This is a genomic window from Capnocytophaga stomatis (genome assembly GCF_002302635.1).
GTDB classification, from domain to species: Bacteria; Bacteroidota; Bacteroidia; order Flavobacteriales; family Flavobacteriaceae; genus Capnocytophaga; species Capnocytophaga stomatis.
The window spans coordinates 602,017-616,641 of sequence record NZ_CP022387.1 but is presented as its reverse complement, the minus strand read 5'-3'; the positions used below and the strand labels follow the sequence as shown (position 1 = coordinate 616,641).

At 35.1% G+C, this 14,625-nt stretch carries 13 protein-coding genes and 1 pseudogene; 8 read left to right on the top strand and 6 right to left on the bottom strand.

Annotated elements, in window-relative coordinates; genetic code table 11:
* Positions 1–42 precede the first annotated feature (42 nt).
* Together CGC58_RS02705 and CGC58_RS02700 are read right to left on the bottom strand one after the other, a co-directional pair.
* Complete coding sequence (locus tag CGC58_RS02705; protein WP_095895010.1) at positions 43–1,497, bottom strand: lipopolysaccharide biosynthesis protein; 1,455 nt, start codon at positions 1,495–1,497, stop codon at positions 43–45.
* Positions 1,498–1,605: 108 nt separating this feature from the next.
* The gene (locus CGC58_RS02700) at positions 1,606–2,280 is read right to left on the bottom strand and encodes a hypothetical protein (protein WP_095895009.1); all 675 of its coding nucleotides are present in this window, start codon (positions 2,278–2,280) and stop codon (positions 1,606–1,608) included.
* 402 nt (positions 2,281–2,682) lie between these two features.
* On the opposite strand from CGC58_RS02700, the gene CGC58_RS02695 reads away from it, so the two are divergent.
* Genes CGC58_RS02695 through CGC58_RS02685 form a run of 3 tightly spaced genes read left to right on the top strand, consistent with a single transcriptional unit; the run spans position 2,683 to position 7,255 of the window.
* A complete protein-coding gene (locus CGC58_RS02695; protein WP_095895008.1) occupies positions 2,683–3,015 on the top strand; it encodes a PadR family transcriptional regulator in 333 nt (110 codons plus the stop codon).
* Between the two features lie 2 nt (positions 3,016–3,017).
* The gene (locus CGC58_RS02690) at positions 3,018–4,901 is read left to right on the top strand and encodes a PspC domain-containing protein (protein WP_095895007.1); all 1,884 of its coding nucleotides are present in this window, start codon (positions 3,018–3,020) and stop codon (positions 4,899–4,901) included.
* Between the two features lie 32 nt (positions 4,902–4,933).
* The gene (locus CGC58_RS02685) at positions 4,934–7,255 is read left to right on the top strand and encodes a TonB-dependent receptor domain-containing protein (protein ID WP_095895006.1); all 2,322 of its coding nucleotides are present in this window, start codon (positions 4,934–4,936) and stop codon (positions 7,253–7,255) included.
* 70 nt (positions 7,256–7,325) lie between these two features.
* On the opposite strand, the gene tsaD is transcribed toward CGC58_RS02685, so the two are convergent.
* A complete protein-coding gene (gene tsaD / locus CGC58_RS02680; RefSeq protein WP_095897081.1) occupies positions 7,326–8,351 on the bottom strand; it encodes a tRNA (adenosine(37)-N6)-threonylcarbamoyltransferase complex transferase subunit TsaD in 1,026 nt (341 codons plus the stop codon).
* Between the two features lie 1,208 nt (positions 8,352–9,559).
* On the opposite strand from tsaD, the gene CGC58_RS02670 reads away from it, so the two are divergent.
* From CGC58_RS02670 to CGC58_RS02650, 5 genes are all read left to right on the top strand, one after another.
* A complete protein-coding gene (locus CGC58_RS02670) occupies positions 9,560–10,069 on the top strand; it encodes a hypothetical protein (RefSeq protein WP_095897080.1) in 510 nt (169 codons plus the stop codon).
* Between the two features lie 39 nt (positions 10,070–10,108).
* Positions 10,109–10,324 carry a hypothetical protein gene (locus CGC58_RS02665; RefSeq protein WP_095895004.1) on the top strand — a complete coding sequence of 72 codons (216 nt, stop codon included), beginning with the start codon at positions 10,109–10,111 and terminating at the stop codon, positions 10,322–10,324.
* 45 nt (positions 10,325–10,369) lie between these two features.
* Positions 10,370–10,591: a DUF6140 family protein gene (locus tag CGC58_RS02660; RefSeq protein WP_095895003.1), complete on the top strand. Its 222-nt coding sequence runs from the start codon at positions 10,370–10,372 to the stop codon at positions 10,589–10,591.
* An 89-nt stretch (positions 10,592–10,680) separates the two neighbouring features.
* A complete protein-coding gene (locus CGC58_RS02655; protein WP_095895002.1) occupies positions 10,681–10,899 on the top strand; it encodes a hypothetical protein in 219 nt (72 codons plus the stop codon).
* Between the two features lie 25 nt (positions 10,900–10,924).
* A complete protein-coding gene (locus tag CGC58_RS02650) occupies positions 10,925–13,480 on the top strand; it encodes a tellurite resistance TerB family protein (protein ID WP_095895001.1) in 2,556 nt (851 codons plus the stop codon).
* A gap of 202 nt (positions 13,481–13,682) precedes the next feature.
* On the opposite strand, the gene CGC58_RS02645 is transcribed toward CGC58_RS02650, so the two are convergent.
* The 3 genes and pseudogenes from CGC58_RS02645 to CGC58_RS12940 form a co-directional block, all read right to left on the bottom strand.
* Positions 13,683–14,003, bottom strand: coding sequence for a SusD/RagB family nutrient-binding outer membrane lipoprotein (locus tag CGC58_RS02645; protein ID WP_157909180.1), 321 nt, complete (start codon positions 14,001–14,003; stop codon positions 13,683–13,685).
* 4 nt (positions 14,004–14,007) lie between these two features.
* Complete coding sequence (locus tag CGC58_RS12945) at positions 14,008–14,316, bottom strand: M81 family metallopeptidase (RefSeq protein WP_232748877.1); 309 nt, start codon at positions 14,314–14,316, stop codon at positions 14,008–14,010.
* 42 nt (positions 14,317–14,358) lie between these two features.
* Positions 14,359–14,496 (bottom strand): annotated as a pseudogene (locus CGC58_RS12940) (tRNA (adenosine(37)-N6)-threonylcarbamoyltransferase complex transferase subunit TsaD); the annotation flags it as partial.
* Positions 14,497–14,625 lie beyond the last annotated feature (129 nt).

The following is a 14,625-nucleotide window of genomic DNA, read 5'->3' as shown; positions in this document are numbered from 1 at the left end:
TTTTGAAACTTTGGTTATGTGTTTTGTATGGCCAAAGTTTTTTTATTTTTTGATTTTGCGGAACATCATTGTTAAATCTTCGGAAAGCTTGAATTTCCAAAGTACAAAACCGCAGAAAATCAGAATGATACCTGATTTTAAAACGATATTCCAAATTGGATTGAAAGGAAAATCCCAAAAGTAGAAGCCAAACACAGTGATTAATCCGAATAAAGTGATTTTCAAAGTTTCTGAGTAAAAAGGACTTAGTCTATATTTGGAATATATAAACGACAACTTCAAAATGTTATAAACGGAAAAGGCACATAACGTTGCAAGTCCGGCGCCGTTAATTCCATATTCCGGTATTAGCCAGATATTCAGTATGATAGTGCAAAATGTTAGAAATACACCAAAATACAAAACTGTTCTGTAATAAACCGAATTAAACAAAATAGCATTGTTGATGCCTACTAAAGCATCAAAAAGTTTTACAATAGAAATTAGAATTAGTACAGTGATTCCGTTAATGTATTCTTTATCAGGAAGTAAAGTGTAGAATTGCTTTGCGTTGGAAATAATCAGAATGAAGATAATAACGCTTGTTAAATAGATGTTTACAGTGCTTTTCTTGTAGAGTTCATCAAGCTGGGAAGTTTCATTTTTGTTGAGAAATTGAGCGACTAAAGGGCTTACAATCTGATACATAGCTCGGTAAGGTATGGCGATAACCGTTGCGGTGAAAATAGCCACATTGTAAATAGCTATTTGTGAAATGGGCAAGTATTGGTTAATCATAAATTTATCAATATCCATTAGCAAACTTGCTACCGACCCTGACAAAATGCTAAAAAGACTGTATTTCAAAATCTCATTGTTATTTTTTGGCAAACCAAAGTAAAAAGTAGGGCGTTTTATGTGAAAAGCAGAAAGAGCCATAAGAGCCATTCGTAATGAGTAAACTCCAAAAACTCCATACATAAACTGCTTAAAATCAATAATGTTGAAATAAAACAGAATTAAAAGCAACGTAATTCCGATACGCTGAAAAACTTCTTTTAGAAAATTTCCGAAAACTGTTTTAAGCTGAACTCTTGCCCACGAATAGCAAATTTCAAAATAAGCCATCGCAATTGAAGTGATAAAAATCAAAAAAACATAATCACCAACAATTTCATTTTTACCAGAAAGCCATTTTACAATCTGTTCGTGTGCCAGAATTCCCACAACACTCAAAGGTAAAATCATCAGTAGGGGCAAGGCAAAAAGCATAAAATTGAACTTTGATAATTCCTCAGATTCTTTATAGGAAGAGTAAAAGCGAATAAAAGTGTTGTGAACACCGAAAGCTATCAGCGGAGAAAGAATAGTTGCGGTGGAGGTGACGTAGCCTACCAATCCGTATTCTTCTTTTGAAAGAAAATATACGAACAGAAAAAGTGTATTGATAGCTCCGAAAGCAAAACCAAGATACGTGGTTAAGATGTTTTTTACCGATTGCCGAAAAACGATGCCCATTTTTAAAGAATTACCTTGCAAAAGTAATAAAAACTGTAAAAAAGATATTGATGATAAACAAAAAAGGTCGGATTACCCGACCTTTTTTATTACAATATTGTTTAAATCTTAGAAGTAAACGTTGAACAACAATGAAGCTACTCCAATTCCGTTTTCCCCTCCAAAACCGAAACTAAAAACGCTTGTTTTGTTTCCGGCTGCATCTTTACTTGATTGGTGACCGATTCCAACAGAGTAAGAATACTGAGCTCCCAAAGCAACTTTAGGGAAAATGAAATACTCAGCACCTACAAACCCTTGAGCACCAAGAGCAAAGCTGAAAGCGTCTTTTTGAGGAACTCCGAATCCTAAAAGAGCATCAGCTCCGTAGAATCCTTGCAAACGTGTAGAACCTTTTCTCCACTCTTTTCCGTATCCTACTGCAAGTCCGAAAGCTGTTGTAGCATCAACGTCTTTTGGTTTTGCATAATTGAAAATGAAGTTAGCAGTGTAACGGTCAGCAGTGTTATCACTTGTCATTTTTTTACCTAAGAAAGAGTGTCCTTTGTCAAATCCAGGAACAGCGAAAGTTTCATTTTTTCCGAAAGCAGAACCACCAAACTCATTGTTAGTATTGCTATTGAAAGCATTACCGATGAATTTCAAAGCGTTTCCTGCATTGAAACCAAATGACCAATCACCTTCTTTTGGAAGATATTCTTCTCCCTTAGAAGAAACTAACTCTTGTGCAGAAGCAGCTCCGAAAGCGAAAACTGCAGCCAATGATAAAATAATCTTTTTCATCTTTGATATAAAATTAAAATTAGTGGGGGCAAAACTAAACAAATATTTTTAACAAACAAGAAAAAATGATTTAATTTTATTATGTTAATATGTTATATTATTGATAATAAGTTGTTTATAGTTGTTTTATGGATTCGGTTTTAACAAAAGAATCAGTAAAAAGCACGATATTTTGCTATATTTTCTCTAAAAACCTTGGTCATTTTTTTTAAATTTTACCATATTCTTTTCGTATGTAAGGCTTCTAAAATTATAATAATCACTTCATTTTTAGGTTTTTGAGTTGGTACTGTCTGTTCCTTGAATGATATTTTGATAATTGATTTATAAAAAAACAGTACTATGTATTGCATAGTAATATTTATTGTTATATATTTGCCCTAACAAAATACCTTATTATATATGGAGACGATAAACACAGAAAAAACCAAAACACAGATGCGCAAAGGCATACTGGAGATGTGTATTCTTTCCATTATCAGCAAAAATCAGGAGGCGTATGTTTCTGACATTATTGAGGCTCTGAAATCGGCTGATATGATTGTAGTTGAGGGAACATTGTATCCGCTTTTGACACGGCTTAAAAACGAAAAACTGCTCGACTACAATTGGAAAGAATCCACCTCGGGACCTCCCCGAAAGTATTACGTACTGACCGATAGCGGGCATATCTTTTTGCAAGAAATCGTGAAATCGTGGCAAGAACTACAAACAATGGTTAATAAAATTATTTAGTTATGGACAAGACACACAATATCAGTTTGGGCGGATTTTCATTTTTGATTGAAGACAAAGCCTATCAAGAACTTTCAAAATATTTGAACGAAGTACGCAAATCACTCGGAAATACTTCCGATACCGATGAAATTATTTACGATGTGGAGCAACGTATGGCGGAACTGCTAAAATCCGAAATGAAGGGTAGGGAAGTGGTTGTAAGCCAAGATGTTGCTTACTTGATTGGCGTTTTAGGACGACCTGAACAGTACGTTGATGAGGACGAAGAAATTCAGCAAGAAACAAAATTTGGTACAACTCAAAAGCAAAACCGAGTAGTTGAATTCTTCCGACATAAAAAGTTATACAGAGATTTGGAAAACAAATTGTTAGCAGGCGTTTTTGCGGGATTGGGACATTATTTGGCAATTGAAAAAACGTGGTTGCGTCTTGCTTATCTTTGGGTGTTCGTGTTCCCTGCCTTCATTTTAGGAAAACTCTTTTATTATTCAAGCGGACAATATGCGATTCTATTTTTTCTGTGGATGGCAATGTATGCTCTTTTGGCACTCATCATTCCGCCTGCGAAAACCACTGCTGAAAAATTGGCAATGCACGGAAAAGCGGTAAACATCGATACCATTTCTTCTATTAAGGAAATAAAAATGCGAAACGGCTCACAATTAGCACGAAGCGACGCCAACCGAAAACTTTTTGGGGTTTTGGGAGGGCTGTGCAGGCATTACGGTTGGGACGTTACGGGCGTTCGGATTGCGTATGCTGTGCTGACATTGGTAACCATTCCATTTGTTGAAGGGGTGTTTAGTTTTATGCTTGTTTTGCTGTACGTAACGCTCTTACTGTCAATGAATAAAAGAAAAAGCATTTTTGAACCAGAAGAAGACTATTCTTCTGAAAATGAAGATAATACAGAAGGTGATTTTACCGATGAAACCACTCCAAAGCAAAAAACGGAATTCGTGTATAAAAAATCGGATTTCAGTGTTTGGGATATCGTACGCGGGTTTTTGAAAGGGATTTTATACATTATCATTGGTTTTGTGCTGCTGATTTTACTCTTTGTTCTTTTGTCTTTGCTTTTGGCTCTTTTTGGAGTAGGTGTTGCAGGTTGGGGAGTCAGTCTGGGCATCATCACCATAACGGATTATCTTTCGTTTATAGTGGAAGGAGATTGGCAGCTTTGGGTTACGTATTTGACTGGATTTATGTTGCTTATGCTTCCTGTTTCGGTAATGACGATATTGTGTTTGAAGTTATTTTCAAAGAACGGATATAAAGTTCCGAGAGCGTGGATTTTGTTCAATGTTTTCGGTTTCTTTTTCGGAGTGATAGGTATGAGCATTGCAACCATTGACACATTTAAGCATTTTCAGGCTTATAATGCTGTCGAAGAAAGAGTGCCTGTTGTGGTAGCCGACACCCTTTCGCTATCGTATGAAAAACAACCTTACAGACATTATGAGTATGATATATTGAATTTTGGTAGCCCAATTTTAAAAGATGATAATGAACTGATTTCCAAAAGTGATTATATCCGATTTTACGTAAAGGGAACGTCTGAAAATGAGTCATATGCCATTATCAAGAAAAAATCAAGAGGGCGAAACCTGATTGATGCCAAAGCCAAAGCCGAACAAGTTGTTTTTAATTTGAAAACAGATGGAAACCAAATAATTATGCCTGCTACATACTCACTGGGAATCAATCCTAAAATAAGAGACCAGCGAGTAGAAGTGATTTTACACCTACCACAAGGAAAAGTTATTACCAGCCCCAGCGAAGAGCTTTCTGTATTTGATTATCAAACCAAAAGATGGATAAATATCAGCCGTGGCAAACGTGCCAAAATGACTGAAAATGGGCTTATTAAAATTGAAAAATAATTAACTTATTAATTTTTTTAAAAGTATTTAAAATGAAAAATTTAACCATCTTAACCGTGTTACTATTATTTTGTTCGTTAAGTTTTGGACAAAATATATTCAAAGGGAAACTTATTGATGCTACTACCAAGCGAGTTGTTTCCGACGCAAACATCATTTTGATAACTTTACCCGATTCCACATTGGTAAAAGGAGCTATCAGTAATGACGAAGGCGTTTTTGAACTTATCAATTCATCAAATCACAAAGACTTGATGCTGAAAATCCTTCATTTGGAGTACAAAACAAAGGTAATTCCCATAAAAACAAATGATTTTGGTGTTATTTCTTTGGAAAAATCGGTAAATGAGTTGGGAGAAGTGGTGGTTTCTGTTTCTCGCCCTATTATGAAGCAAAAGGGAACCGCTGTGGTTACCGATATTGCGAGCTCCACCTTGAAAGATTTACCTAAAATGGAGATGCTTTTGAACTTTTTGCCGGGAGTATCTACTTCTTATACGGGTGGCGGTTATAACGTTTTTGGTAAAAGTAATCCTATTTTCTATATTAATAAGAGAAGGATTTATGACACTAGTGAAATTGACCGACTTTCTCCACAAGATATTCAAAGCATTGAACTTGAAACACAACCGGGAGCCGAATACGATAATAACATTGGTGCTATCATTCGTATTATTTTGAAGAAAAAGCAGGGTGATGGGCTGAGTGGAAGTGTCTATCAAAATAATGAATTTAAAAAAGGGATTTGGCAAAATTTAGGAACAAATTTAAATTACCGTACAGGAAAAACGGATATTTTCGGAAGTGTTGATGTAAGTTTTCATCAAGCAAAGCGTAGTAATAATTGGCAGGAACTTATCGTGCAAACGCCTTCTAATCAGTGGAAAGTACGCACAGAAGATGTACAAAAGAACAACGGAAAGAATATTCACGGAAAACTTGGCGTAAATCACGAGTTTAACGATAAACATTCTGTTGGAGCAACCGTGTGGGCGTATGTCAGTCCGTTTGCGGGACATACTTTTACCGACCAGCAAACCGAAACTTTCCAAAACGGAGCACTTCTGAGTAAAGGGCTTAATCATTATGACCGTTTTAACCAAGACAAAAAAACAGAAATTAATGCGTACTACGAGGGGCAACTTTCCGACAAAATCAAACTTCATACTGATGTGGATTATTCCATAGCCTATTCCGACCATACTTCGGATATTTTGGAAAAGAATCTGTTGGCAAATTCGCAAAAAAACGTTCATACGCATTCCGATGCTCAAGCTAATTGGCTGCATACCAAAACTACTTTTACACAAAAACTGAAGAAAGCAATATTGAGCTACGGAGCTGAATTTAGCACACTTACACGCGATGAGAATTATACCGATAACGTGCTAACAACTTCATTTGTTGAAAATAAAGAGCTTCGTTCGTCAGGGTTTGTTAGTTTTTCGCGTCCTATCGGGAAAGCAAATGTAAAAGCAGGAGTTCGCTATGAATATGCTGATTTTGAGTACTTCCAGAATCACGTAAAAGACAATGTAAAGAGCCGAACTTACGGGCATTGGCTACCTAATGTGTCGCTTTCTTTTCCTTGGGATAAAACGCAAATGGCAATCAGTTACACCAAGAAAATCCGCCGACCTGCCTTTTATGAACTAAGTGATTATGCTGCTTACGAATCGCCATTTATGTACAATCGTGGAAATCCTGATTTGCGTCCCCGCCTTGACGATGAGTTCAGTTTGTTGGCGACTTATAAAAGCATTTCGGCTTCACTGATTTATTCATTTATAAAAGATGCTTATTATGAGGATTATAGGCTGTTTGCTTCCAATCCGAATGTTGTTGAGCGAACAATCCGTAACTATGCTGATTTTCAAGCCCTCAAACTGATGCTTTCGGTACAACATAAAATCGGAAAATGGATGCCTAAGTTAGATGTTACCTTCGGAAAACAATTCGGAAAAGATGTTTTTTATACTAACGAACCTATTTTTGCAGTGGAAATGATGAATCAATTTATGTTGTCAGACAATTGGTTAGGGCTTATTTATGCAAATTATCAATCAAAAGGAAGTTTAGCAGTTACTTATCGTGAAAAATCTGCAATGTTTTCTGGGATAGCTATTGTGCGAACTTTCTTTAATAAATCTTTAGAAACATATTTGGTAGTAGTACAAGATGTTTTCAATACGTCAAATGCTCCTGTTGTTGTGCAAAATCCTTATATCACCAACAGACGTTTTTTAGATGGAAATAATCAGAGTATTAACATAGGTTTGAGGTACACATTTAATCCTACCCAAAATAAATACAAAGGTAAGAGCGTTGATGAAAACGAAAAAGAACGGTTGTAAAAGCTGAATACGAATTCAAAAATAGGGCGATTTTCAAGAAATTGGAAATCGCCCTATTTTTCGCAGAAAATTAATTTTCAAGGGAAAGCCGTGCTTTGGCGGTGGTTTGTTGGTCGGTAAATTGATTTTCTAAGAATTTGTAATATCCTACGATGCCAATCATTGCCGCATTGTCTGTACAATACTGAAATTTAGGAATGTAGGTTGTCCATCCGTGTTTTTCTCCCAGAGTGAGTAATGCATTGCGTATTCCTGAATTTGCAGAAACGCCTCCACCGATGGCAATTTGTTTGATGCCCGTTTGTTTAACGGCTTTTTGTAGTTTTTTCATTAGAATTTCAACAATGGTATGTTGCACGGAAGCACAAATATCTGCAAGATTTTCAGTAATAAAATTTGGATTTTCTTGGGTTTTCTTCTGAATGAAATACAAAATACCAGTTTTAAGTCCTGAAAAACTGAAATTTAGCCCTTCGGTTTGTGGCTTTGGAAAGGGGAAGGCTTTTGGGTTGCCTTCCTTGGCGTATTTGTCGATTAACGGACCGCCAGGGTAGGGCAGACCGAGAATTTTAGCCGTTTTGTCAAAAGCCTCGCCCACAGCATCATCAAGGGTTTCGCCCAAAATTTCCATTGAAAAGAAACTGTTTACCTTTACAATCTGTGTGTGTCCGCCACTGATGGTCATTGCCAGAAAAGGAAATTGCGGTTTTGGGTTGCCTTCATCAATAAAATGAGCCAAAATATGTGCCTGCATATGATTCACTTCAATAAGTGGAATACCCAAGCCCATCGCCAAAGATTTGGCAAAGGAAGTTCCCACCAAAAGTGACCCCATAAGTCCAGGACCTCGGGTAAAGGCTATGGCTGAAATTTGTTCTTTTGAGATTCCTGATTTTTTCAGAGCATTGTCCACCACAGGAACGATATTTTGGAGGTGAGCTCGTGATGCCAATTCAGGTACAACACCTCCATATTGTTTGTGAACTTCCTGATTTGCAACAACATTTGAAAGCACTTTGTCATTTTCAAGCACTGCTGCTGAGGTATCATCACAGGAAGATTCAATGGCTAATATATAAACATTTGGTTTTATCATTTTGAAAAATTTATTCTGCAACAAAAATATAAAACAATTACCAATAAACAATGAGTGGAAAATAATTAGCTTGTTAGAAATTGATTATAAGATTTAAAACTTCAGGAAAACACTTCGTCACTCCGAGTGATTTGCGTGAACGAAGTGAAGCAAATTGTATCAAGGAGAGTAGTTCTCGATACAAATTTTACTACGCTGTCACTTCGATACAATTTACTCGAACTGACGTGAGTTTAAAATAATCTTGATTTGGAAAAAATATCTGTTTAAATATTTCTCCATATGATTTTCAGGAAAACACTTCGTCACTCCGAGTGATTTGCGTGAACGAAGTGAAGCAAATTGTATCGAGGAGAGCAGTTCTCGATACAAATTTTACTACGCTGTCACTTCGATACAATTTACTCGAACTGACGTGAGTTTAAAATAATCTTGATTTGGAAAAAACATCTGTTTGAATATTTCTCCATATGATTTTCAGAAAATAGCTTGTCACTCCGAGTGATTTGCGTAAACGAAGTGAAGCAAATTGTATCGAGGAGAGTAGTTCTCGATACAAATTTTACTACGCTGTCACTTCGATACAATTTACTCGAACTGACGTGAGTTTAAAATAATCTTGATTTAGAAAAAACATCTGTTTGAATATTTCTCCATATGATTTTCAGAAAATAGCTCGTCACTCCGAGTGATTTGCGTGAACGAAGTGAAGCAAATTGTATCGAGGAGAGCAGTTCTCGATACAAATTTTACTACGCTGTCACTTCGATACAATTTACTCGAACTGACGGAAATCCAAATAATATTTGTTTTTATAAAAATTTAATATACTTTTGCAACTTGAAAGAATACTACAACTACTATGAAATTATACAAGTACATACCTTGCGGTATTTGCTTTTTGGCACTCCCCCAAAAGATGCATTTTTGGTATCAATTTTGTGAAAATGTGCAAAAAAAAGCAAACGAAATCTTGTGTAATTTACATAAAATCAGTATATTTGTATGTGCCTTAGCACAGCACAGCACAGCACAGCACAGCACAGCACAGCACATATTTTTTGGTTAAAAATACGTTATCCACTTCCTTTGTGGGGCGGATGTTGTTTTGTTTGAAAATCAGAAGTAACAGAATTTTTAGGTTCTGCTACTTCTGATTTTTTTGTTTTTGTAATTTTTGAATGTTTAATTTTTTAAATTTTTACACAATGAACAAAAATAATTTAATCTCAACTGAATTTTCATCTGAGGAGATGAAAAAAATTGATGATGCACTAAATGCAATCATTGAAGTACTTGAAAAGAAGGCAGTTAACTTAACGCCTGATGAGCGACGCCAATACGGAAATGTTGCCGATTACAACAAAATGTTTATCGAGAAGGTAAAAGCCAATATGGAGCAAGCCCCTGACACAGTGCCTGCTACGATTGATAAGGCAGAGTTTGACCGTGATTACAGGCTTAGCTCACAGATGACCGAACCTTTGCGAAAAGTAAACCGTGTTTTGGAGATGCTTACCGATACTCGCACGCTGGCAGATACGGATAACTATGTAGTAGGGTTGTTGTACTACAAGTATATCAAATTCCTTGCTGCTCAGAACATTCCGAGTGCAGTAACCATTCTTGCCGAACTTCGCAAGCACTTCAAAAGAGGAAGTAAGGAGCAAACACCACCTCAAGAACCCTCACCAACCACTCCGCCAACGGAAAGTTAGGTAATAATATCCTTTTTAACAGTTAGTTTACCCCTTATTATGGTAAATGTAGCGGTTGAAAGGGATATGTATGCCAAAATTTTGGTAAAAATACCCAAAAAAGGGGCTGGGTTTGCTAAAATTTTGGATAAGCTACCCTTTGCTTTGGCTGAATTATCCTTATATACAATTAATATAACGATTAAAAAGAAAAAAATTAAAAGATGTGCTGTGATTTGGCATAACACCAATTTAATTTTGCAATGTATTAAATAAAGAATTATTAACCAAAGGGAATATCCCTTTATAAACCAATTAATTATGCCGTTATATAGAGTAACAGTTACGAGAACCGTTTTTTCAAACGGAATTCGTGTAGAGTCAGGAATGTCTGTTGATGTTCCTACGCGTTTAGCAACCAATCCTGTTTTTGCCAATGGAGGAGCTGATGTTATTGCAGCTTTTTCCCGAATTTATGGAATAAATGTATCATCAATTTGGGGAAATCTTAGAACCGCACTGCGAGCAGACCAAATTGGGTAAAATCATAGACAACCTTATCTGGGGATAGATAAGGTTGTCTTGTAATGGAAAAAAGTAAATAGAATGTTAATTTTAAAAATATAAAAAATATGTCTTTTAGTAAAAAAGCAGGGAAAATACAAGTAACCTCATCTGATATAGAATCAAGGAAGCAAAGTGAGAAAACAGCTAAAGAGATAGATACTGCAATAGACAACACAATAGATGGTGCTAAAGGTTGTTTTGATGACACTCTGAAAGGATGTGGCTGCGTTTTGGTTTTAATTGGTTTGGGAATAATATACCTGATTTACAAAATTGTATCTTAATTTTTCATTTAAAAATTAGTGTTTTATGGAAAAAGATAAAGAATTATTGGAACTTCAAATTTTGTTAATACAGGACTATTTTAAAAAAATAGCAGGTTATCCTATAAGTATAACTGAAAGTGAGTGTAACGCTCTGTTAAATGAAACAAATGAAGATGAGGAAAAAGCAGCTCAAATACTTTATGCAAGAATACAATCACAAGAAAATTTAGAAAAAAAGCAGATAAATAATAAAATTATTGGTATGGAAAATGTTATAAGACAAGCAATTAAAAAATTCAAGTTAGACAACTTGTTACAATCAGGTATTACAACTAAGAAAATTTATACAAATTTAGATGGCACCTTGAAGGAAAGCGGGAGCAATGTTTTATCAAAAGATAGAGAATCAAGATTTAGAGGTTGGCACGGTATTGATAAGAATATGCCCATATACGCTATTTTTTATCAAACAATTGTAAAAGAGGGTGATTTCTTTACAGCGACACGAACTTACCATTTTTCTTGTTGTGTGTTAGAATCGGGAGTTAGCTTTGCGGGAATTATACAAACGGATGCTTGGGGTAAAGAAGAGGATGGGCATTTATTTATTTCTTGGAGTGAAATTGAGGAAATTGGTTATACCTCTAACATCAATTTAGATATAGAAAATAATAATCCCAATGCTTATTTTGTTCCCAATGACCCAGCTTTTGCGGTTGTAAACATAGTTAATTGTTTGGTTTTCCATTCTGTTGAAGATAGTACTTATATCAATATTCCTAATGTTTATTTTACATATACAGGTGTCGGAATTACAGAAACAGTAAAGCCTTTCCTAGATGAAGTATTGCAAGGGTATGGCAAGTTATATGAGAAAAATGAAGAGTGGTATAATGAGCTGTCGAATGAATTAAAGACTCTTGTAGAAAATAAAGAGTATCAAAAATTAATAGACAGAGTAGAGGAGGTTAAGGAAAGTATATTTACGGAAGTATTCTACTACTATAAAATTTGTGGATTATTAGAGCTTAATTATCAGTATGAAGCATTTAAGTTATTTGATCTTTTTAAGTTAGAATTAGAAAGGATAAAGGACAAAGAATCAGATGAGTATAAGCGTTTTTTGTCTTGGTATTTAATCACAGAAGCAGAGGTTTATAAAGTGAAAGGGGATAGTTATGCGTCAGCTTACTCTTATGATAAACTTGCAAATATGTATAAGGATGATAGTACACAAAACAGAGAAGCCTTGACCTTTTGTGAAACAGAAAAAGAAAAGAGTTACAATAATTTTATAAATGATTTTAATAAAGTAGATTATCAAGACCGTAAGATAATCACAGTCTCTAAAACAGAATCTCTTTTTAAATCAAATCATTTAACCCTTTTAAATATGGGGAATTTACCTAAGATACATTTCCCAATTACCCACCCTAAAATTGACCATACTTACGTATGTCATCCGTATAAAACGGATAGTTATTTACCCATAGAAAATTATGATTATGAATTGCTTAATGACAGAATCAATGAGTATTGTTATTTGTTACAATGTTTGGGGGCAACTTCCATTACAATTGAAAATAGTAGGGGAGAAAGTAAAGATACTCAGACACACAGTAATACTAAGTGGGAAGGAGAAGCAAGTCTTAGGGTAAATTCCGTAAAGTTTAATTCAGAGAATGACAAGAGAGCAGGTGACTTATCAAAAAGTACATTAAAAATAGGAAGAAACCAGTCATTTAATCCAACTAAAAAGCCCTTTGTACCTGAAAATTTAGTGTGGTTGGCAAATGAAATAGGTTGGCAACGCCTTATTGAACAAAGAATGTCAGGTAACATTTTAGAGCATAGTGAATTTATGTCTTCAACACAAAGTCAGGTACTTACAAATTCTGAAATATCAGATATAAATGCCGAGCTAAATCTATTATTTACTTCTATAAAAGGAGGAAGAAGAAAAGAAAATGAGCAAAAAATAGAAACAAATAGTGAAGTAGAATGGAAAATTAATGTGGTTTTTAAACCGATGGAAGCTTTTGATGAGGTTGTTGTAGTACCTGTGGAAGAGAAAAAGCAAATAAAAGAAATTTCTCAAAATTCATTAAGTGATGAGGAGCAACAATATCTTGAAGAAGTTAAATTTATGCTTGAAGATGACGGACTTATTGATGATAAGGAGCGTATAGGATTAGATGAGATGTACAAGATGTTGAAAATTAGTTCTGAAAGAGCTAAAGAATTAGAGGAAAAAGCTATAGCACAGATACATACATTTACAGAAACTGAGCTCAAATATATTGAGGAAATAAAATTTATGCTTGAGGATGATGGTGTAATTGATGTCCAAGAACAACAGATGCTTGAGGAAATGAGAAAAACTTTAAACATTAGTGTAGAAAGAGCTAAACAATTAGAGAATATTGTTATAAATCGAGGAGATTTATCCAAAGAGGAAAAAGAATATTTAGAAAAATTTAAAACATTCACTATAGATGTTGTCGTAACAGAACGAGAGCGAAGAATACTAAATCGTTTAGCGAATTTGTTAGGCATCAGTGAAGAGCGAGCTATTGAATTGGAAAAGAGAAGCTCATAAGTATTGTTTTGAAAATCATTCAAATTAAGATTAAACACATAGTTTTTGAGATTTACACACAAATAAAAAAATCAATGATTTAATTTAGTTAGCTTTTAAGTGATAGTGTAAGTGACTTGTATGCTATCTCAAAAAAGTTTAGAAAAAAGATAACCCCATTAGTTTCAAGCTAATGGGGTTATGTTTATTTAAAGATAAAAGATTATTTTTTTTGCCAGATAAGCGGTGTTTCGGGTTTGTCCTCTCCGCCAAGTAATTGCAGGGCTTGTTCGTATCCTGTTGGGTTTTTGGTTTTCAAACTAATAGGATAACGTACTCTTCGGTACACATTTCTGATGTCCGCTTTCGTAGGGTCGGTATAGAAAGGCATAAACGGTAACAATCCCTCCAGATAAGGATTTTCAAAGAAAGGCAAGCCCGTACGGCGGTAATCGTTGGTAACTTCAAAGGGTTGCCACGGATTTTGAGCCAAATATTTTTGAGTCATAATCTTTGAAAGAGCGTCATTATTAGTAGGATGCACTCCTTTAGGGTAGTTGTAAGTTATGGTTTCTTCCGTTTTTGATGAATAGCAAATTGGTCAACGCTCGTTTTTTTGAAATCATAGCGTCCTCGTGTGGAGCAAGCCGATAGCAGGTAATCATATCAATGTTTTGTGCCAATCGAGGAGAAACGCTTCCGTGTAAATCCATACACGACGATACAAGTACATCATTACCAATCACTTCTCGAATTCGGACGATTAAATCGCCTTCGGGGTCTTCCAGTCCTTGTACGCTCATCGCTCCGTGTATGTCAAAAAAAAGTCCGTCAATAGGAAGGGCTTCCTTGAGCATTTCAAGAGTTTTTCCGACCATTTTTTCGTAAGTTTCACGCTCAACAATACCGCCGTACTGCTTATGCACTTCCTGATTTGCAACAACATTTGAAAGCACTTTGTCATTTTCAAGCACCGCCGCAGAAGTATCATCGCAGGAAGACTCAATGGCTAATATGTAAACGTTTGCTTTTGTCATTTTGAGAAATTTATTCTGCAACAAAAATATAAAACAATTACCAATAAACAATGAAAGGATGATAATTAGCTTACTTGAAGTTGGTTATGAGATTTAAAAATGAAAAACAGAATAAAGATTTTTAAACAC

Excerpts from the sequence above, each read along its gene's own strand:
- CGC58_RS02705 (WP_095895010.1), bottom strand. The coding sequence starts at position 1,497 with ATGGGCATCGTTTTTCGGCAATCGGTAAAAAACATCTTAACCACGTAT.
- CGC58_RS02700 (WP_095895009.1), bottom strand. The coding sequence starts at position 2,280 with ATGAAAAAGATTATTTTATCATTGGCTGCAGTTTTCGCTTTCGGAGCT.
- CGC58_RS02695 (WP_095895008.1), top strand. The coding sequence starts at position 2,683 with ATGGAGACGATAAACACAGAAAAAACCAAAACACAGATGCGCAAAGGC.
- CGC58_RS02690 (WP_095895007.1), top strand. The coding sequence starts at position 3,018 with ATGGACAAGACACACAATATCAGTTTGGGCGGATTTTCATTTTTGATT.
- CGC58_RS02685 (WP_095895006.1), top strand. The coding sequence starts at position 4,934 with ATGAAAAATTTAACCATCTTAACCGTGTTACTATTATTTTGTTCGTTA.
- tsaD (WP_095897081.1), bottom strand. The coding sequence starts at position 8,351 with ATGATAAAACCAAATGTTTATATATTAGCCATTGAATCTTCCTGTGAT.
- CGC58_RS02670 (WP_095897080.1), top strand. The coding sequence starts at position 9,560 with ATGAACAAAAATAATTTAATCTCAACTGAATTTTCATCTGAGGAGATG.
- CGC58_RS02665 (WP_095895004.1), top strand. The coding sequence starts at position 10,109 with ATGGTAAATGTAGCGGTTGAAAGGGATATGTATGCCAAAATTTTGGTA.
- CGC58_RS02660 (WP_095895003.1), top strand. The coding sequence starts at position 10,370 with ATGCCGTTATATAGAGTAACAGTTACGAGAACCGTTTTTTCAAACGGA.
- CGC58_RS02655 (WP_095895002.1), top strand. The coding sequence starts at position 10,681 with ATGTCTTTTAGTAAAAAAGCAGGGAAAATACAAGTAACCTCATCTGAT.
- CGC58_RS02650 (WP_095895001.1), top strand. The coding sequence starts at position 10,925 with ATGGAAAAAGATAAAGAATTATTGGAACTTCAAATTTTGTTAATACAG.
- CGC58_RS12945 (WP_232748877.1), bottom strand. The coding sequence starts at position 14,316 with ATGCTCAAGGAAGCCCTTCCTATTGACGGACTTTTTTTTGACATACAC.